The organism is Rhodococcus sp. P-2 (assembly GCF_016598535.1).
In the GTDB taxonomy this organism is placed as follows: Bacteria; Actinomycetota; Actinomycetes; order Mycobacteriales; family Mycobacteriaceae; genus Rhodococcus_F; species Rhodococcus_F baikonurensis.
On sequence record NZ_CP066779.1, the window covers coordinates 3,104,721 to 3,119,954 of the forward strand.

A 15,234-nucleotide genomic window follows, 5' to 3' on the forward strand; every position below is an offset into this window, starting at 1 on the left:
CATCGTGTATGTCAAGGTCTGTCGAGAAATTCCGTTAGTTCGGCTGACTGCTTCGAATCGAAGGGCTTGCCAATCACATACGTAACGTGTTCTCTTTAGGTGGAGTGGGTTGTCGGACAACGTTTTCGGATACCGTTTCGCGATACGCGACACTTACCGTCCGGTAACCCCGCTCCACTCCTGCGCACGCCTATTCGGATGAAATCGAGGTTCTACATGCCGATCGACAGCTCACTCGTCGGACTCACCGGCAAGCCTGTCTGGAAGAGTTGGACGTCGAAAGACGCGTTGCTGTACGCCCTGGGTGTCGGCGCGGGTCAGCCTGACCCGCTCGACGAGCTGGAGTTCACCACCGAGAACAGTGAGGACATCCAGCAGAAGGTTCTTCCGACGTTTGCGAACGTGGCGTTCTACGGCGACGGCGACGGCGAAGACGACGGCTTCGCGCTGCCCGACGATGTGGACTACAGCAAGTTGCTGCATGCATATCAAGCGTTCAGTTTGTCCGGCCCGCTCCCGACAGACGGCCGCGTTGAAACCACCCGCAGAATCACCGGCGTGTACGACAAGGGTTCAGGGGCCTTGCTCACGACGGAAACCGTCGCCCGCGACGCTGTCGGTCAGATCGTGGGAACCATCGAGTCCGGGTCGTTCTTCCGCGGTTATGGAGGTTTCGGCGGCGAGCGCGGGCCTTCAACTTCATGGGAACTGCCGGCCTACAAGCCGGATCACGTTGTCACGTACGCAACTCGAGCGGACCAGGCGCTGCTGTACCGACTGAGCGGTGACCGGAATCCGCTCCACTCGGACCCGACATTCAGCGCACGCGGCGGGTTTTCCACTCCCATCCTGCACGGTATGTGCACCTACGGTTACGTCGGTCGGGCTCTCCTGCACGCTGTGGCCGATTCGGATCCGACGCGCTTCACCGGGATGTCGGGACGGTTCACCAAGCCACTGTTGCCCGGACAGACAATCACTACCTCGATCTGGGTTGCCGGTGGAGCTGTTCGATTCCGCACGGTCGACGACATCGGCGATGTGGTCATCGACCACGGCACCGCCGAAATTCACTGACGGCACCGCCGAAATCCACTGACACTCAACCCGTTACATACTCGCCACGATGGTATTCGTGGCATGAACAAAGGAAAGATTCATGGGTTCACTCGAAGGTCGCGTAGCGATCGTGACCGGAGGCGGCCGAGGCATCGGTGCGTCGATCAGCAGAATGTTCGCTGCCGAAGGTGCAAAGCTGGTCATCAACGATCTCGGTTCGTCGCCGGACGGTCAGGGCGGGGATCAGGGCCCGGCGCGTGACGTCGCGGCCGAGATCGTGGCCAATGGCGGTCAGGCCGTTGCCGACGGCGGCGACATCGCAGACGTCGCGACCGGTCAACGCCTTGTCGATCTTGCGCTGGAGCACTACGGCAAGCTGGATGTTCTCGTCAACGTGGCAGGCATTCTCCGAGACAAGATGATTTTCAATCTTCCGGAAGAAGACTGGGACGCAGTCATTCGAGTGCATCTGCGTGGCCACTTCAGCACCATCAAGCCGGCCGCGGCGTACTGGCGTGCGCAGAAAAACCCCGAAGGCCACTACCGCATCATCAACTTCACCTCCGATTCCGCGTTGCAGGGTTCGCCCGGGCAGCCGAACTACGCCGCTGCCAAGATGGGAATCGTCGGCTTGACTGCATCCACGGCCAATGCGCTCGGGCGATACGGCGTGACGGCAAATGCGATCGCTCCGGGTGCCGTCACCCGTCTGACTCAAACTGTGCCTGACGAGAAGCGGATGGGAGACGGCATCGACGAATCCGTCTCGCCGGACAACATCGCGCCCATCGTCACCTACCTTGCCGGTACGAGTTCCGATTGGTTGTCGGGCCGCACGATCGGCGCGATGGGCTACGAGGTGAAACTGTGGAATAACCCGGAAGTAGTTTCCACGGTCGCCTCGGATGGACCGTGGAATCTCGACGACCTGACCGCCAAGGTCGAGAAGGAATTCCGTCCGTTGGCTGACGGTCTTCACCCGTCCATCTTCATGGCTCAGCTTCCGTCCTGATTCGTAAATACCTGATGAAGGGTGGGACTGATCCGAGTGCCTGAGTTGGTGCTGGTGCAGGGGCGTTATCGTGGAGGCAGATGACGCGTCGGCGTCAGTCTCGGAACATGATGGGGGACAGACTGGATGTCCGCAGTGAAGGTGAACGGCCGCACCGCTGAGGCAAAGGCGTTCCGTGTCGAGCGAGTCGTGAAAGCCACCCGCGAGTTGGCGTCCGCGGGCGGTTACGAAGCTGTGCAGATGCGGGAGGTCGCTCGAGTTGCCCAGACTGCCCTGTCGACCCTTTACAAGTACTACGCGTCCAAGGACGATCTCATCACGGTAGCCGTTCGGTCGGAACTGGACTCCCTGGCTGAGGACTTTCTCCGCCGTCCGTCGAGACAGCGGACGGCGGAGGGGCGCGCAGGAGAAGTCTTCGTCCGGGCGTTCCAGGGGATGGTCCGAGATCCTGGGTTCGCACACGCTGCGATGTGCGCGCACCAAACGCTACGCGAGTACACCCCCGACCGGGATGAGCTCGATGTAAGGAACAACGAGATGACGCGTTGGGCCACCCCCTTCGGCTATATTGCCGTCACTCAAGCGTGGGGGGCGGATCACCGATGCACTCCGATGCAGTCCCGCACACTCGGCATGTTGGAGACCTTGTGGAGTGCCAGCGTTGTCGGGTGGCTGAACGGGGACACGTCGGTCGACGAGGTGAAACGGCGCCTTCGACTGGCGGCGAAGCTCTTGCTCGGCGCGAATTCTGTCGGCTCGAAAGTCAATGCGGAAGAAGAAGACTGAGGCGATCGTGCTCGAACCCGACGGTCTTCACGAGCGTCGCGTTATCCACTCCGCAGCCGCAGCGTCGATGTCCTGCTGCAACTTCTCGAAGAAGGACGGCGTCGGGGTAGGTACCAAGTCTGCGGCCGTTGTCAGTGATCGGCCGAGGGCGATTCGCCGCTCGAGCAATTCCTCGTCCGTCAGGAGCGTCAGATCCGGCATCGCGGTCCCCCTTGTCCGGTGCGATTTCTGTCGGGGCAGACCGTGCGCATCGGGATCGATGCATGATTCGATGCGCACGGCCGAGGCATTCCAGGCTGGGGGCCGGAATGCAAAATCTACTTTACCAAATGATTACCAATTGCTGTGGATAGCATGTCGCGCTCGGTTACCGCGGAGTGCTTTCACAGCGTTCTCCCAGGTGTTAAGTCCTGACAATCGTTGAAGCTGCAACTATCGTCGAAAGCATGAAAAAGATCTGGTGGATAGGCGGAGCAGTAGTTGTGGTCGTACTAGCCCTGCTTGTGGGGCCGTGGGCGTACGGGAAATTCATCGCCGAAGACGATGCGCCGGCGGCCGTGGTGTCCACACAGGGGGCCGAGGCGGCGTCCGGATCGATCGACGGGCAGTGGACCGTCGTCCCCGGGCAAGGGGACAACCAGACCGCAGCCGGGTACACCGTCCACGAGATTCTCAACGGATCGAGTGTGACCGTCGTCGGAACCACCGGCGAGGTGAGCGGAAGCGCGGTCGTCGAGGGTGAGAAGCTCACGGCCGGTGAAGTGACTGTGCAGGTGGCGAGTATCAAGACCGACTCGGACCGGCGCGACGGCCAGTTCACGGGCAACGTGATGGACACCAGTACCTACCCGACGGCGACGTTCACGATCGACTCCCCGGTGGATCTGTCGGCCGTGCCGACCGATGGAACAACGGCAACGGTCACGGTGTCAGGAACCTTGACTCTCAAAGGGCAGTCCAAGCCGGTATCGGTCGACATGACCGTGCTGCATTCGGGCGATTCGTTGATCGCCTCGGGCTCGATCCCGGTCACCTGGACCGATTTCGGCGTCGAACCCCCGTCTCTCGGCTTTGTCACCGTCGACGGCAGCGGGTCGGTGGACTTCCTGGTCTCGCTCGCCTCGAGCTGAATTACGTCCACCCGATTCGCACGGCTTCGGGACGGGCAGGGAAGATTAAGGACATGACCTTCCCTTCTTGTTGTCCGTCCCGAAGGCAGCGCGTGAATCGTGCCCGGACGGAATGAACGAGTGATGCCCAGGTGGAGGCCCTTCCGGGCTGGTGAAGACCCCGACCCACGTTTCACTCTCGCCAACGAACGGACATATCTGGCCTGGATTCGCACCGCGACGGCCTTTGTCGCGTCAGGCGTCGGACTCGAGGCCTTCGGCGGCGACATCCTCAACCCGACGGTTCGCGTCGGCTTGGCCGCATTGCTGCTCGTCGGCGGCGCTCTGATCGCCATCACTTCTTTCATCCACTGGATCAGTGCCGAGCGCGCGCTGCGTGCCGAGCGCTCGTTGCCGGTGCCGCTGATGGCGCCGGTGGTCGGCATCGTGCTGGTGATCTGCGCGACCGTCCTGGTGGTCGAGGTCGTGAACTGATTGACCGCGCTGGAACCTTCGGAAGGACTCACGCCGCCGGACCGGGGCCTGCAGTCCGAGCGCACATCCCTCTCGTGGGTGCGGACGAGTCTGTCGATACTCGGCTTGTCGGCGGCCTGCTTGAGATGGCTGCCGCCGTTCGGGTCGGTGGCCTTGATCGGCCCGTCCGTCGCGGCGGTGCTCGTTGTTGTAGTGACGGTCTACGAACGTCGGGCGCGACCCAGGCGGTTGGCCCAGTTTTCAGTCGAAAAGGCAACGCCTGCTCTGGGTATGGGCGCAGCTCTCGCGCTGGGCCTTCTGTTGCTCAGTGCGACGGGGCTGTGGATTCTGTTGAAGTGACCTCGGCTTTGGGTGCCCAGCCGGGCGGGCCGAACACGTAGCCGGCTCGCTGCCGCCACGAGGTCGACGCCTTCCAGTCGCGAGCGATGGCAGCGTACTCCCGCGTTTGGAGCTTCCAGATGTTGTACGTTCCGACCGGCGTCGTGAGTCCGTAGGTGGGCCTGTGGGTTTCGGCCGCGAACGTGCCGAACATCCGGTCCCAGACGATGAGGATCCCGGCGTAGTTGCGGTCGAGGTACTCGGCGTCGGAACCGTGATGGACTCGGTGATGCGAAGGCGTGTTGAAGACGAATTCGACAGGACGCCAGAGTTTTCCGACTCGCTCGGTATGGACGAAGAATTGGTAGACGAGGCTGACGGAGAAGCCGACGAACACCATCCACGGCGGGATGCCGAGGAACGGCAACGGCAGCCACATGATGATCTCGCCGCTGTTGTTCCACTTCTGCCGTAGCGCGGTACTGAAATTGAAGTACTCACTCGAATGATGAGCTTGATGTGTCGCCCAGATGACTCGAACCCGGTGTGCGATGCGGTGATACGCGTAGTAGAGGACGTCGATTCCGAGAAGCAGGATCACCCAGGTGTACCAGGCTGTCGGCGACAGATGCCACGGTGCGAGATACACCCAGATTGCCGAATAGCCGATCAGCGCCAGTACTTTCCAAAATGTGCTCGTGGCGATGGACACCAAGCCGAGGAGGACGCTGGTCCGGGCGTCGGCGCTACGGTATCCGCCCTGCGCCGGCCGCGCACGTCCGTCGGCGTCGTTCGGATGATCTTCGAGTGCTCGGGCGGCGAACCACTCGATGCCGAGGAAGATGACAAACGCAGGGATTGCGAGAGTGACCGGGTCATGGAGTGGTTCGAGAAGTGACCGCCATGACTCGAGAAGCGTTTCCCACATGCGATTTGTCCTGTTCTTTTGCTTCGTTCGTTACATTATGCACCAATATGTAACGTCAAGGAACCCTTTTGGGACAAGAATCTGGCGGGTTTGTTGCGACTTTTCATAGAACAATGGTAGGAATTGCCGGTGCATATCACCGCGAAGGTGGACTACGCCGTGCGGACTCTGGTCGAGCTTGCGGCAGTCGGTCCAGACCCGGCCAAAGCCGAGTTTCTCGCCAAATCCCAGGTCATACCTCACAAGTTCTTGGAAGCGGTGCTCTCGGACTTACGGCGCGGCGGCCTGGTCAACAGTCGTCGAGGCCCGGACGGTGGATACTGGCTCGCCCGATCCGCAGACGAGATCACGATTGCTGACGTCATCCGCGCCGTCGAAGGACCGCTTGCGTCGATACGGGGTCAGCGCCCCGAGGACGTCGACTACGGGGGGCCGGCAACGCCACTCAAAGAGGTGTGGATCGCAGTGCGCGTCAACCTTCGCGCCGTGCTCGAAAACGTCACGCTCACCGACGTCGCGGGTGGCGAGTTACCCGAGTTCGTTCACGAACTGACTGCAGACCCCGGGGCGTGGAATCGTCGCTGAAACGGCGCGGTTTCACGCTGTTCGTCGTGGCGTTCACACTGTCCGTCGGGGGCGTGAAACAGTTGTCGGCGCAGTGTTCGCGGCGTTGCCGCCCGCAGATTTCGCGTCGTACATCAGATGATCGGCCGCGATTATTGCCCGGGAGAACTCGTTGTAGTCGAACTCCTCTTGATGTGGGACGAACGGTAGCGTCGCTGCTCCGACGCTGACCGTGGCCAGTGGGCGGTCGGAGGCGTTCACCACTGCTTTGGGCAGGGTTGCGATTCGCTTGCGCAATCCGTACGGGGTGCCGATCATCACGACGGTGAACTCCTCGCCGCCCGTGCGTGCGGCGTAACCGAAACCGTTCACATGCTCCTGCAGGCGCATTCCGGTCCGGCTGATGACGGCGTCTCCGACTTCGTGGCCGAACGTGTCGTTCACCGCCTTGAACTTGTCGATGTCCACGACGGCAACAGCGATGTCGGCACGATTTGCCGACGCGACCGACCAGATGTGTTCCGACATGTCCCACAGACCCCGTCGGTTCAGCAGGCCGGTGAGCGCGTCCACTTTGGATCCCGTTGCACGCGAGAGTAACTGGCGCCAGGTGAACTGAATTGTCGCCGGAATGAAGATCACGGCGCACAGTACGACGTCGGTACGCGCAAGCACGCTGGTCGCCGAGTACTCGCCGTTCGTCAGGCCGAGCACGGTCAGGGCGATGACAAACGTCGTGGCAAAGGCGAGGTGGAAGGCCAGCCAGCGATAGTCGAGGAAATAGGTGAAGTAGGCGCCGGTGGCGACGAAGAGCACCGCGCCGAACAGTGCGGCGTTATGGCTGGTGAACGTGATGAGTATCGAGGCGGTTCCGAGATCTGCCCACAGTCCGTAGAACTCGAGTGTGCGTGCCCCTCTGATTCGGCCCACGAACCAGAGAAAGGTGGGAATCAAGTTGATCGTCGCGATGCCGATGACCCACGCTCGTGCAAACGGTCCGTCGGGGCCCTCGGTGCTGAAGAGAAACAGGTAGGCCACGAGCGAGAAATTGAGTGAGCAGAATCCGATGGTGAGATGAACGAGACGTAGGACCGTGCCTCTTCCGGTCTTCGATCCCCACAGCATGACCGAGGACGAAACCGGCCAGGTGTGCAGGAGCGGATCCATCAGATTCCTTCGCCGAACTCGTTTGGTTAATGAAGAGCAAAGTATGTCAGCCTCTGTTGCTTTACGCGTCAACTCGGGTTGGAGTTTCATGCGGGGCGTCACCGGCAACAACTACTGACGTGTTCGTTGGGTCGTAGGGCGAGCAAAGGTGTGAGCCAGGCCTCGAGAATTCGAGCGGTGTGTTCGAACGCACAATTTTGCAGAGCTCTGCAAAGTTGCAGAGGTCTGCAAGTTCGGTACGGTGGTGGAGTGATAACCGAGCCAAGCCTTCGCGACCGCAAGAAGGCAGCAACCCGTACCGCACTCAGTGACGCGGCGGCACGACTGGCTCGCGCTCTCGGGATCGAATGCGTCACCGCTGATGCGATCGCCTCCGAGGCGGGGGTGTCGACGAGGACATTCCACAACTACTTCTCCAGCAAGGAGGAGGCGGTTCTGGCGAGTTTCGAGGAAACAGTGGCTCTGTGGATCGAGGCGCTTGCAGCCCGGCCCGCGGATGAGCCCATCCTCGACGTGCTCGAGGATCTCGTGGTCGAAATCGTGAGCGATTCCGGCTCGAGCGTGAAGGAAAAAGTAAACATCTGGATGTTGTCGGATTCGAGTCCTGCTCTCTATCGGGATGCGGCCGACATGCATCAGCGGATCAACCGTGCAGTCACTCGGGCATTGGCCGAACGCACCGGCACGGACGCCGAACGGGACCTGTATCCGACCCTCCTCCTGGGGGTGGTGGCCGGGGCTTGTAAGTCGGTGATCGACATCTGGTCTGGTGGAAAGTCGGAGGCTTCCAGTCCGGAAGAGTTGGTCCACGACGCTTTTCGGCAAATCCGTGCGGGATTGCCTGCGCCGCCACCTCGCCCCTGAGACCCACTCGTAATACCTGTCCACGTACACGCACCGAAACAGCAAGGAGCCCGTCGTGGCCACCTATCTCTATCGGATCGGCAAGTTCGCCTATCGGCGAAAAGGCGCGGTCCTCAGCGTTTGGCTGATAATCCTGGTCCTGATGGGCGTCGGGGCAGCCACCCTGTCCGGCCCCACCAAGGATTCGTTCTCCATTCCGGGTACGCCGGCGCAGCAGGCGCAGGACCTGATGGCTGAGCGTTTTCCCGATGCTCCAAATCCGATGGATTCGCTGAGCGCCCGATACGTCGTACAGGCACCGGCAGGTACGACGCTGGCGGATCCGGCGAACGTCAAGGCCATGGACGACATGCTCGCGAGTATTCGCGGCATCGACAAGGTCGCCGACTCCGCCAAGGTGGACCCGGCAACTGCCACTCCGGAGCAGGCCGCGAAGGCGTTGGTCAATCCGGTTGCCGGCAACGACTCCATGGTTGCGATGTTCAAGGAGAAGGCCGCTGCAGCGGGAACTTCCGAGGCGCAGGCTGTTGACGACGCGCGGGCGTTGTCGCCGCTCAGTGCCGACGGCACAGTCGGGTATGTCGAGGTTCCGTTCAGCGGTGACTTCGCCGATCTCGATCAGGCGTTGCGTGATTCGATCAACTCCGCAGCCGATGTCGGACGGTCCGAAGGGCTCAACGTCCAGGTCAGTGGTTCGGCCGCCCAGGAAGCAGAAATGCCCGGTGGTGTCACCGAACTGATCGGTATCGCCGTCGCCGCTGTCGTTCTGGCCATCACGTTCGGTTCGCTTGTGGCCGCAGGGCTCCCGCTTCTCACAGCGATCATCGGTATCGCGATCGGCAGCCTCGGAATCACGGTCGCCACCGGATTCATGGATCTGAGTTCCATGACTCCGACGCTGGCGATCATGATCGGTCTGGCAGTGGCGATCGACTACTCGCTGTTCATCATGTCCAGATTCAGGCATGAGCTCACGCTCACCGACAATCGTGCCGAAGCGGCGGGCCGCGCTGTCGGAACTGCCGGTTCCGCAGTGGTATTCGCTGGATTGACGGTCATCATCGCGCTGGTCGCGTTGCGCGTCGTCGGCATCCCGTTCCTTTCGGATATGGGTGCGGCCGCAGCCTTCACGGTTCTGATCGCGGTTCTGATCGCCCTGACCTTGCTGCCCGCGATTCTGGGTATGTTCGGGCGCAAGGCTTTTGCCGGCAAGATTCCCTTCCTCAGCAAGCGTGCAGAGGAGTCCGAGGACGAGGATTCGGGCAAGCCGAAGTTGGCTCTGCGCTTCATCAGCGCTGTCGTCCGTCGTCCGCTCGTACCGCTGATCGGTGGTGTAGTCCTTCTGGGCGCATTGGCCCTGCCCGCAACGGGATTGAGCCTGGCATTGCCGTCGGAGGCCACCGGTGACCCGGCGACGAGTGCGCGTCAGGCATACGACCTGATCGACGAGGGCTTCGGTGACGGTCGAAACGGGCCGCTCATTGCGGTCGTCGACGCCAAGGGTGCCAGCGTCCCGGCAGGGGAGGCCTTCGCGGAGGTCGTCTCGACCATCTCGAGTTTCAGTGACGTCCAGAACGCACAGGTCGTCGGGGTCAACGCGGCCGGCGACACCGCGCAGGTGCTGATCACTCCGAAGAGTGGTCCGACCGATCCGGCGACCATGGATCTGGTGTCCAGCCTTCGTGGAGCCGAAGGTGGACTCAACGATTCGATCGGCGTCACCTACGGCATCACCGGCCAGACTGCACTCGAAGGTGACGTCTCGGACACGCTGAAGGATGCATTGGTGCCCTACCTCGCGGTAGTGGTGGGCCTCGCATTCATCTTGTTGCTCTTGGTGTTCCGCTCGATCCTGGTCCCGCTGACGGCGACGCTCGGCTTCCTGCTCAGCGTGCTCGCGACATTCGGTGCCACGGTGGCGATCTTCCAGCACGGTTGGCTGGGCATCATCTCGAACCCGCAACCGCTCGTGAGTTTCATGCCGATCTTCCTGATCGGTGTGGTGTTCGGACTGGCGATGGACTACCAGGTGTTCCTCGTGACGCGTATGCGTGAGGAGTACGTCCACGGCGCGACGGCGAAGGAGGCCGTGACCATCGGCTTCAACCACGGTGCCCGGGTGGTCAGTGCGGCCGCGGTCATCATGATCTCCGTGTTCGGTGCCTTCATCGCAGAACCGAACTCGTTCATCAAGTCGATCGGATTCGCGCTCGCGGCGGCGGTGTTCTTCGACGCCTTCATCGTGCGCATGGTCATCATCCCGTCCGTCATGGCGCTGCTCGGCGACAAGGCGTGGTGGTTGCCGAAGTGGCTGGACAAGATTCTGCCGAACGTCGACATCGAGGGTGAGAAGCTCAGCAAGGCCCTCCGTGACGAGAAGGAAGCGGAACTGCAGTCCGCATCTGCTTGATCTCTGCTGTGCGCCTTTATTAACCCCCCGCGGTTAATAAAGGCGCACAGCAGTTTTTCGGTCACCGAAATATACAGCGGCACATGTCGGCCAGGATTGGTAACCTTCGCTCACTATGCTGATCAGGCTGCTGCGCACTTATCTGACGCCGTACCGGGGTGAACTCACGGGCGTTGTCGTCCTGCAGTTTATTTCGACTATGGCGGCCCTTTACCTTCCGAGTCTCAATGCCGACATCATCGACAATGGTGTGACCAAAGGCGACACCGGCTACATCCTCTCCACCGGCGGGATGATGCTCATGGTCACGCTGACGCAGATCCTCTGCTCGGTGGGTGCCGTCTTCTTCGGTGCGCGAGTCGCCATGGGCGTCGGACGCGACCTGCGAGCGTCGGTGCTGCATCAGGTCGGGACGTTCTCGGCCAGGGAAGTCGGCCACTTCGGCGCGCCTTCGCTGATCACCCGAAACACCAACGACGTCCAGCAAGTTCAGATGATGGTCGTGATGAGTTGCACCATCCTCGTCATGGCGCCGATCATGTGCGTCGGCGGCATCATCATGGCTCTGCGGCAGGACCTGAATCTGTCCTGGATCCTCGGCGTCAGCGTCCCTCTCCTCGTGATCTCGATGGGTTTCCTGATCGCCCGGATGGTGCCCGGTTTCCGGGTCATGCAAGGCCGTCTCGACGCCGTCAACCGTGTTCTTCGCGAACAGATCACGGGCATCCGGGTTGTCCGAGCATTCGTGCGGGAACCGTACGAGGTCGAGCGTTTCGGCGACGCCAATCGCGAACTGACGGAGACGGCACTCGGCGTCGGCCGCCTCATGGCACTGATGTTCCCGCTCGTGATGCTGATCAGCAACGTCACCAGCGTCGCGGTCATCTGGTTCGGTGGCCATCAGATCAACGAGGGCTCGATGCAGATCGGCTCGCTCACCGCCATGCTCAGCTACATCATGCAGATCCTGATGGCCGTCATGATGGCCACCTTCATGGCGGTGATGCTGCCGCGTGCGTCGGTGTGCGCCGAACGTATCTCCGAGGTGCTCGACACGGATTCGTCGGTGATCCCGCCCGAGAATCCGATCCGAGAGCTGAAGGACCCGGGCGTCGTCGAACTTCGTGGCGCTCAGTTCCAGTTCCCCGGAGCCGAGGAACCCGTGTTGCGCGACATCACCTTTCGTGCCGAGCCCGGAAAGACGACCGCGATCATCGGCGGCACCGGATCGGGAAAGACCACTCTGCTCAACCTGATTCCGCGATTGATCGATTCCACCTCCGGATCGGTATCGGTGGGAGGAGTCGACGTCCGCGACATCGACACGGAGTTGCTCTGCTCGGTGATCGGGCTGGTTCCGCAGAAGCCCTACCTGTTCTCCGGCACCGTCGCCACCAATCTTCGCTACGGAAACCCCGAAGCTACCGACGAATGGCTGTGGGAGTGTCTCGAAATCGCCCAAGCTGCCGACTTCGTCCGTGCCATGCCCGAAGGCCTGGACACACCGGTGGCACAAGGCGGTACGACGGTATCGGGTGGTCAGCGTCAGAGACTCGCCATCGCCCGAGCGTTGGTGCGTAAGCCGCAGATCTATCTGTTCGACGATTCCTTCTCGGCACTCGACCTCACTACTGATGCGAGGCTGCGTGCGGCGCTCCGGCCGGTCACGCAAGACGCCTGCATCGTCGTTGTCGCGCAGCGTATCTCCACCATCGTCGAGGCCGATCAGATCATCGTGCTCGACGACGGCGCCATCGTGGGGATCGGCACGCACGACGAACTCGTGGTCAGTTGTCCCACCTACGGCGAAATCGTCGCCTCTCAGCTAGCCGTACAGGACGCATCATGAGCAATCGACCGACTTCCTCGCCTCCCATCGGCCCGCCCGGCGGCGGCGATCCCACCAAGAAGGCCATGAACTTCGGCCCTTCGCTCAAGCGTCTCCTCGGTCGCTTGAGTCCGGACAAGCCGATCGTCGTCCTGATCTTCGCTTTGGTGACGGCAAGCGTCGTACTTTCCTCGATCGCTCCGAAGATCTTGGGAAACGCCACCAACCTGATCTTCGACGGCATCGTCAGCAAACAACTCCAGCCGGGGACGACCAAGGAACAGGCTGTCGAAGGATTGCGCGCTTCGGGGCAGGGTCAGCTCGCCGACATGGTGTCCGGCATGGCCGTTGTGCCCGGAACCGGAATCGATTTCGACGCCGTCGGCAAGGTCTTGATGATCGTGCTGCTGTTGTTCGTCTGTGCGTCGCTGTTCAGTTGGCTGCAGGCGTATCTGCTCAACATCGTGGTGCAACGTACCGTTCGCCGTCTGCGCGAGGACGTCGAGCAGAAGATTCATCGACTTCCTTTGCGGTACTTCGATACCCACGCCCGCGGCGACGTTCTCTCGCGCGTGACCAATGACATCGACAACGTCGCGCAGAGCCTGCAGCAGACGCTCAGCCAGCTGGTCATGTCGGTGATGACCGTCCTCGGCATTCTGGTGATGATGCTGTGGATCTCGCCGTTGCTCGCCCTGATCGCGGTGGCAACCGTTCCGCTGTCGATCATGGTCACGGCGTTCATCGCGAAGCGTTCACAGAAGCACTTCGTGGCGCAGTGGAAGAGCACTGGCGGCATTAACGCACAGGTCGAAGAAGCGTTCAGCGGCCACGAGTTGGTCAAGGTGTTCGGCCGCCAGCAGGAGGTCGAGGAGCGCTTCCGCAAGCAGAACGAGGATCTGTACGAGTCGAGCTTCAAGGCACAGTTCATCTCCGGTCTGGTCATGCCGGCCGTGATGTTCCTCGGCAACCTCAACTACGTTGCCATCGCAGTGGTGGGCGGCATGCGCGTCGCATCCGGAACGATGACGCTCGGCGACGTGCAGGCGTTCATTCAGTACTCGCGGCAGTTCACCCAGCCGCTCACGCAGATCGCGTCGATGACCAATCTGCTGCAGTCCGGCGTCGCTTCGGCCGAGCGGGTCTTTGCGCTGCTCGATCAAGACGAGCAGTCGGAGGATCCGAGGGGTGCGAAGTCGCCCACGGTCGACCAGGGCCGGGTCAAGTTCGAGAACGTCACCTTCAGTTACAAACCGGAACAGCCGCTGATCGAGGACCTGTCCCTGACCGCCGAGCCGGGTCAGATGGTTGCGATCGTCGGACCCACCGGAGCAGGCAAGACCACCCTCGTCAATCTCATCCTGCGGTTCTACGAACTCAATTCCGGCCGAATCACTCTGGACGGCATCGATATAGCCGACATGACGCGAGACGATCTGCGCTCACGCATCGGCATGGTTCTGCAGGACGCATGGCTGTTCGGTGGAACCATCCGCGAGAACATTGCGTACGGCAAGCCCGGTGCCACCGACGAGGAGATCCGTCGCGCGGCAGAGATGAGCTACGTCGACAAGTTCGTGCACTCCTTGCCCGAGGGCTACGACACGGTCATCGACGAGGAAGGCAGCAACGTCAGTGCCGGTGAGAAGCAGCTCATCACCATCGCCCGTGCCTTCATCTCGCAGCCGTCCATCCTGATCCTCGACGAGGCGACCAGTTCGGTGGATACACGTACCGAACTACTGGTTCAGAGCGCCACTGCGGTTCTGCGCAGTGACCGCACCAGTTTTGTCATCGCGCACCGTCTTTCGACAATTCGTGATGCGAACCTGATCGTGGTGATGGAGGAAGGCCGGATCGTGGAGCAGGGGAGCCATGAGGCGCTGCTCGAATCCCGCGGCGCGTACTTCCGTCTGTACAACAGCCAATTCGTGGGCGCGGAGATCTAATCGCGCTACTACGGTGGTGAGCATGCTGATTGCCGAGGATCTGCTGTTGCTCGCCACCGACGACGTCAGCGGGAAACTGCTGCGTTCGTCGTCCTACGTCGATGTTGCGCTCGGAGGTGCCTTGTTGGTCGAGCTTGTGCTTGCCGACCGCGTCCGTCTCGACGGCTCCGGATGGAGGGCGCGGGCAGCCGTCATCGACAATCGGCCACTCGCGGATCCCACTCTCAACGCTGCATTGGCGAGGCTGGTGGAGAAGCCACCGGCCCGGCCGACTGCGGTGGTGAACCGACTCGCGAAGGGCGCAAGGAAGGCGCTCTATGCAGGCATGGCGGCCCGCGGAATTGTGACGGCCGTGGAGCATCAAGTGCTCGGTATCTTTCCGAGTGTCAGATGGCCGGCGACAAACCCGCGGTACGAGGATCAACTGCGCTCCGTGCTGCGTGACATTCTGCTGGGCGTCCGCGAACCCACTCCCGCCGAAGGTGCATTGGTGTCGATCCTGGCAGGCGCCAACATGCTCAAGGTGATCGTTCCGGCGGATCAGTTCAAGGCGGCGAAAGCGCGAGCGAAGGTGCTGTCGCAGGGAAACTGGGCGAGCGAGGCAGTGCGGCAGTCGATCGCCGCGACGCAGGCAGCCACTACAGCGGCGCTCACCGCAACAATTGCGGCGTCGACATCCTCGGGATCGTAACGGGGCGATACTGCACGAGGTGGCCCTTTCTGTAGCTGTGACAGGATTGAACCC

At 61.6% G+C, this 15,234-nt stretch carries 15 protein-coding genes; 12 read left to right on the plus strand and 3 right to left on the minus strand.

Going from position 1 to position 15,234, the window contains the following annotated elements; translation table 11 throughout:
• The first annotated feature begins 216 nt into the window (after window positions 1-216).
• From I7X09_RS14765 to I7X09_RS14775, 3 genes are all read left to right on the plus strand, one after another.
• Window positions 217-1,077 (plus strand): MaoC family dehydratase, encoded by an 861-nt coding sequence (locus tag I7X09_RS14765; protein WP_200317519.1) that lies wholly within the window; start codon window positions 217-219, stop codon window positions 1,075-1,077.
• 82 nt (window positions 1,078-1,159) lie between these two features.
• Window positions 1,160-2,071 (plus strand): SDR family NAD(P)-dependent oxidoreductase, encoded by a 912-nt coding sequence (locus tag I7X09_RS14770; protein ID WP_124566671.1) that lies wholly within the window; start codon window positions 1,160-1,162, stop codon window positions 2,069-2,071.
• A 126-nt stretch (window positions 2,072-2,197) separates the two neighbouring features.
• Window positions 2,198-2,857, plus strand: coding sequence for a TetR/AcrR family transcriptional regulator (locus I7X09_RS14775; RefSeq protein WP_124566672.1), 660 nt, complete (start codon window positions 2,198-2,200; stop codon window positions 2,855-2,857).
• Window positions 2,858-2,884: 27 nt separating this feature from the next.
• Here the strand turns inward: I7X09_RS14775 and I7X09_RS14780 are convergent, their stop codons facing one another.
• On the minus strand, window positions 2,885-3,058 hold the full coding sequence (locus I7X09_RS14780) for a hypothetical protein (RefSeq protein WP_172436512.1): 174 nt from the start codon (window positions 3,056-3,058) through the stop codon (window positions 2,885-2,887).
• A 245-nt stretch (window positions 3,059-3,303) separates the two neighbouring features.
• Here I7X09_RS14780 and I7X09_RS14785 point away from each other — a divergent pair, with 245 nt between their 5' ends.
• The 3 genes from I7X09_RS14785 to I7X09_RS14795 all read left to right on the plus strand — a co-directional run bounded on the left by I7X09_RS14785 (window position 3,304) and on the right by I7X09_RS14795 (window position 4,800).
• On the plus strand, window positions 3,304-3,987 hold the full coding sequence (locus tag I7X09_RS14785) for a YceI family protein (RefSeq protein ID WP_124566673.1): 684 nt from the start codon (window positions 3,304-3,306) through the stop codon (window positions 3,985-3,987).
• A 123-nt stretch (window positions 3,988-4,110) separates the two neighbouring features.
• Window positions 4,111-4,461 (plus strand): YidH family protein, encoded by a 351-nt coding sequence (locus I7X09_RS14790; RefSeq protein ID WP_200317521.1) that lies wholly within the window; start codon window positions 4,111-4,113, stop codon window positions 4,459-4,461.
• Window positions 4,462-4,800: a DUF202 domain-containing protein gene (locus I7X09_RS14795; protein WP_095969555.1), complete on the plus strand. Its 339-nt coding sequence runs from the start codon at window positions 4,462-4,464 to the stop codon at window positions 4,798-4,800. It abuts the gene before it with no gap.
• On the opposite strand, the gene I7X09_RS14800 is transcribed toward I7X09_RS14795, so the two are convergent.
• Entirely contained in the window at window positions 4,766-5,707 is a 942-nt protein-coding gene (locus tag I7X09_RS14800; protein ID WP_095969556.1) for a sterol desaturase family protein, read from the minus strand. The two genes, I7X09_RS14795 and I7X09_RS14800, sit on opposite strands and share 35 nt — an antisense overlap.
• Before the next feature lie 129 nt (window positions 5,708-5,836).
• Here I7X09_RS14800 and I7X09_RS14805 point away from each other — a divergent pair, with 129 nt between their 5' ends.
• A complete protein-coding gene (locus tag I7X09_RS14805) occupies window positions 5,837-6,292 on the plus strand; it encodes an RrF2 family transcriptional regulator (protein ID WP_095969557.1) in 456 nt (151 codons plus the stop codon).
• A gap of 33 nt (window positions 6,293-6,325) precedes the next feature.
• Here I7X09_RS14805 and I7X09_RS14810 read toward each other — a convergent pair whose 3' ends face one another.
• Window positions 6,326-7,438 carry a GGDEF domain-containing protein gene (locus I7X09_RS14810; RefSeq protein ID WP_200317523.1) on the minus strand — a complete coding sequence of 371 codons (1,113 nt, stop codon included), beginning with the start codon at window positions 7,436-7,438 and terminating at the stop codon, window positions 6,326-6,328.
• A 249-nt stretch (window positions 7,439-7,687) separates the two neighbouring features.
• Here I7X09_RS14810 and I7X09_RS14815 point away from each other — a divergent pair, with 249 nt between their 5' ends.
• From I7X09_RS14815 to I7X09_RS14835, 5 genes are all read left to right on the plus strand, one after another.
• Window positions 7,688-8,302: a TetR/AcrR family transcriptional regulator gene (locus I7X09_RS14815; protein ID WP_095969559.1), complete on the plus strand. Its 615-nt coding sequence runs from the start codon at window positions 7,688-7,690 to the stop codon at window positions 8,300-8,302.
• A 55-nt stretch (window positions 8,303-8,357) separates the two neighbouring features.
• A complete protein-coding gene (locus I7X09_RS14820; protein WP_200317525.1) occupies window positions 8,358-10,712 on the plus strand; it encodes an MMPL family transporter in 2,355 nt (784 codons plus the stop codon).
• Window positions 10,713-10,827: 115 nt separating this feature from the next.
• Window positions 10,828-12,561, plus strand: coding sequence for an ABC transporter ATP-binding protein (locus tag I7X09_RS14825; protein ID WP_095969561.1), 1,734 nt, complete (start codon window positions 10,828-10,830; stop codon window positions 12,559-12,561).
• Window positions 12,558-14,489: an ABC transporter ATP-binding protein gene (locus I7X09_RS14830; protein WP_166813143.1), complete on the plus strand. Its 1,932-nt coding sequence runs from the start codon at window positions 12,558-12,560 to the stop codon at window positions 14,487-14,489. Before I7X09_RS14825 ends, I7X09_RS14830 begins: the two co-directional genes overlap by 4 nt.
• Window positions 14,490-14,511: 22 nt before the next feature.
• Window positions 14,512-15,180, plus strand: a complete 669-nt coding sequence (locus tag I7X09_RS14835) for a GOLPH3/VPS74 family protein (RefSeq protein WP_200317527.1) — start codon at window positions 14,512-14,514, stop codon at window positions 15,178-15,180.
• The last annotated feature ends 54 nt before the right edge of the window (window positions 15,181-15,234 follow it).